Source organism: Halorubrum ezzemoulense DSM 17463 (genome assembly GCF_002114285.1).
Classification (GTDB): domain Archaea; phylum Halobacteriota; class Halobacteria; order Halobacteriales; family Haloferacaceae; genus Halorubrum; species Halorubrum ezzemoulense.
This window is the reverse complement of the sequence record NZ_NEDJ01000136.1, coordinates 1-2,922: the sequence shown is the minus strand read 5'-3', so window position 1 is coordinate 2,922 and position 2,922 is coordinate 1. Positions and strand designations below refer to the sequence as shown.

The window sequence follows — 2,922 nt, the reverse complement described above, 5'->3', positions numbered from 1 at the left end:
AGGTCTGGACAGATGGACTCCAAGCGTACCGCGAGATGGATCGGGATCACCGAACGGTCGTCCACAAAGAGAGGTACGTATCGCCTGACGGAGTCCACATCAATCAGGCAGAATGCCTGTTTTCGCTTGTTCAACCGTGGCTGCGGAAGTTCCTCGGCCTGTCCAAGCAAGGCTTGGAACAGGCCGCTCATACATTCGGGATCGTTAGATCGCTGAATCTCACAGGCGCATCTGTCGATATCACCATCGACTGCCTTGTTATGGGGTCTTTCCGCAGCTCTACATAAGAGCGAGACCGGAACCGCAGGATGCTAGGGGTGATGGGGTCAGTGTTCGAGATAGTCTAAGTAATAATCTGTTTTAGATGGACCCCTGCGAACGTGATCGACTGATTGCCATCAACTACAGGGTACGCATATGTCTCGGTTGTTGAGTCGATTCTGTACGGAATGCCGCTCAACGGCCGAATGCTTATGACGCCGCTCAGGTAACACGGTGATAATGAGCACCGAAACGAGTACGAACGACGACGTCCGGAGTGGGCGAACGATTACGCTCACTCAGGCGAACGACGGCTGGTGGGTCGCCCGTGACGAGGCGACTGGTGTCGCAAGCCAGGGTGAGACACGACAAGATGCCCTCGACAATCTTGACGAGGCAGTCGCACTTCACAAGGGAGAAACTGGTGACTCGGTCGACAATTGGGAGGAGGAAAAAGAAGTGCTTGAGGAACTTGGTATCGATCCTGATGAAGTCCAGCAGGCTCGCGACGAGCACGATGGCCTCCCCGAGTTCATGTAGTAAGTCGGATGGGAGCGCCTGATTTTTCTGGACGCGATGTCGTCAAAGCACTCTCGAAGAATCGTTTTGCTATCGTTGATCGGACCGGCAGCCACGTCAAGCTTCGATACGAGCACCCGACGAACGACGACGATGTCCGTGTCGTCTCCGTCCCGCAACACGATCGGATCCGAACTGGAACACTACGTAACATCGCAGACCAGTCCGGAGCGGAGGACTTCGAGAAGTGGTGTCAGTGGATCGACCGACAGTGCTGATAGGTTACTCAATTTATGAGCACCACTAGCTCGGATATCGTTGTGTGGGTCCACTGCTCGGGATAGCCTCGTTAATCTCGAAATCTGTACATACTCCCACCGGAAACCCGGTTTCCGCCGCTCTCACACCCGTGACAAACCGATCTTCGAGCCTTGAACCAAGGGGCTAGACCCGGTCAGATACACTTTGATAGTGGGGTGTTTCGGGGAGACACCGCGTTTCGTCTGTTTGTATAGTGTATATCGCGATACGGAATCGTCGGTTGCGCTTCTCCACAGTTTCGGAGGATAGGCAAGTTTTGGATCGAATCTCTATCGATTCATGGTTATTCTCACCACTTAAGGACCGTTTTTGAATCTCTGAGCTTGAACTACCAGACAAGCGTACGAAATTGTATGGATTTTGCGCTCCTGAATAGAGTTGCCACTCCCGAACGGCAGACTCAGCGAGATCTTAGCGGGTTAGTCGTGTGGAATCAATGCTGAGGCAACGAGCTCAACACACTCACCCGCAGTAATCACAGGTGCGTAGTCCATCTCGCCGTCAACGTCCGCTTTCAGCAGGAAGTCGGTGAGCCGCCAGATATTGTACAAGAGGATCGCGAACACGAAGTAGAACAGGCGAACGCGGTAGTCTTCCGAGGAGGTCTTGGCGAGAAAGTCACCTTTGATCGATTTGTACTCACTCTCGATCTGCCACCGGCGGCTGTAGCGCTGACAGAACGACTCGGCTTCCTCCGGGTTCCACTGACCATCGGCATCTCTTCGACATCCCCGTAGTAGGGAATGGTCGTGATATCGATCGCGGCAGTGACTGGCCGGCGGAACGATGCTTCCGAGGCGATCACTGAGAGCAAGCGGTCCGTCGTCTCATTGAAGCCGTTCACGAGCCCTTCGGGATCGAACTGCTTGACGGTGCGGAGATGAGTATCACCGTGGGGACCGTACTCTTCACCACGACGATATTGGAAGCGAGTCGCTCCCTGCGCGGTGCCACAGCGGACCATCCCCATGAACGTCTGTAACTCGAAAAATTGCGTGTCCTCGTACGAGACGTTCGTCGCCCGATCAGAATCGAAGTGTCCGAAGGCGTGATCAAGCGCGAGGCGCGTCGTCTGGATAATCTCTTCCTGTGAGAAGGATTCGTCTTCTACTGGGTCTGTATCTTCTTGCTCATCGTCGACGATCTCTGCCTTAGGCCGCACCTCCGGCGCTGAGATATTGCGATCATGGACTTCTTTGACAACGAAGTGAGCGGCAGCGTGGACGTATTCGTGGATCGTGTCGTCGAACCGGTTCCGCCATGCCCGTGAGAATGCTGATTCGTCGGGCACTCGGCTGAAGCCGAGGATTGTCGCTACTTCCGGTTACCGAGTGAGTCGTCGAGAAAACTCGGCGTACGAGTCACCCGTTATCTCCATGAACACGAACGAGAGGACCATCGCGCGAAAGGAGAGTGGGGCGGGATGCCACGCTGGATACCCGTCTTCGATCGCGTCGGTCGAGTAATCGAGGTTCTCCAACGCGGTGACGAGACCGACTTTTTTGAGTTCATTTCGGATGGTGATCCCGAGTTGGTACGCTTCGCACAAAGAACGCATTTGTAGACTCTCACTGCGAGGTGAGCTACCAGAACTACTCATTGGATGTACTACTGTAGATAATCTGTTGAATTCGATGACTATTCTGGCACAGCTTATGAATGTGTGATTTTTATGTTTCTGTTTGTTAGTTCGTGCTCTGTTGACTCGATGGAAACGCTGCTACCCTAGCAGAGCGTGAAACAAGATATGGGGCGCAAGAGACCGACCTGGATTTCGTGCCATAGAGCACGTTCTGTTGACTGGTCCGTGTGCGAAAGAAG

Annotated in this window: 3 protein-coding genes and 1 pseudogene; 3 read left to right on the top strand and 1 reads right to left on the bottom strand. The window is 53.8% G+C overall.

Annotated elements, in window-relative coordinates; translation table 11 throughout:
- From B9H04_RS17665 to B9H04_RS17655, 3 genes are all read left to right on the top strand, one after another.
- Window positions 1–287 (top strand): transposase (locus B9H04_RS17665; RefSeq protein ID WP_139835156.1); only part of this gene is annotated, 287 nt, incomplete at its 5' end.
- Between the two features lie 214 nt (window positions 288–501).
- Entirely contained in the window at window positions 502–801 is a 300-nt protein-coding gene (locus B9H04_RS17660; protein ID WP_049933579.1) for a type II toxin-antitoxin system HicB family antitoxin, read from the top strand.
- 8 nt (window positions 802–809) lie between these two features.
- Window positions 810–1,058 (top strand): type II toxin-antitoxin system HicA family toxin, encoded by a 249-nt coding sequence (locus B9H04_RS17655; RefSeq protein WP_080508782.1) that lies wholly within the window; start codon window positions 810–812, stop codon window positions 1,056–1,058.
- Window positions 1,059–1,520: 462 nt separating this feature from the next.
- Here the strand turns inward: B9H04_RS17655 and B9H04_RS18465 are convergent.
- Window positions 1,521–2,659 (bottom strand): annotated as a pseudogene (locus B9H04_RS18465) (hypothetical protein).
- Between the last annotated feature and the right edge of the window lie 263 nt (window positions 2,660–2,922).